Source organism: Blautia sp. MB18-30 (assembly GCF_023669475.1).
Lineage (GTDB): Bacteria > Bacillota > Clostridia > Lachnospirales > Lachnospiraceae > Blautia_A > Blautia_A fusiformis.
In genome coordinates, this window is sequence record NZ_JAMOYY010000097.1 from 1 (window position 1) to 724 (window position 724).

Genomic DNA, 724 nt, shown 5'->3' on the forward strand with positions numbered 1-724 from the left:
TTCTCACGGTTTTGATATACATTTTCCTTCCATTTACATTCAATAATTAGCAACTTTTTGCCTATTTTATCATACATTGCAACATCAATATCACTATTAAGGGGCTTTCCCTTAAATGTCTCATTAGGTACTGAATAAACATAATTTGTATTATAAAGAATATTCGAATATTTATTCACATGATTAACAATATAATCAATTATTGACTGAGAAACCGTCTCATCCTTATTCTCGAAACGTATTCCTTTGTAGTAATGTCCATTTACTATCGAGAATTGAAAATCATTCAATACTATGGAGCTTGGTATCCAGATAATTTTATTCTTAAATTTTAACAGGGGAAATTCAGTAAAATTTCCACTTGTCACGTTAACATCCATCGAAAAATAATCTATATAACTCATTACAGAATCTCTCGAGATTCCTATTTGCCTCCCTAATGCTAATATTTTGACGAGATCATACTGACATACATATTCCAATTCACCCACCATAGTCGACGAAGCCAACATATACTTCTGCATACAAAGCCTACTCAGATAATAAAGCAATGCCAAAAATGTGGCCAACTCATCTTTGCTCCCAATAATCACTTTATTCGTATTATCATCTAAGCTTCTAAGTGAAGACGACGATATCTTATTTAAGTCTGACATTACACGTTTCTTACACAACTCGAAATATTTAGTATCAATAACATTTGCCATTCTATTTAGTATATTAT

Annotated in this window: 1 protein-coding gene; it reads right to left on the reverse strand. The window is 31.1% G+C overall.

Annotation, left to right across the window (positions count from 1 at the left end; translation table 11 throughout):
• Positions 1-656, reverse strand: a 656-nt coding sequence (locus NCY57_RS16690) for a DUF234 domain-containing protein (protein ID WP_250789878.1), incomplete at its 3' end; no start/stop codon positions are given.
• Between the last annotated feature and the right edge of the window lie 68 nt (positions 657-724).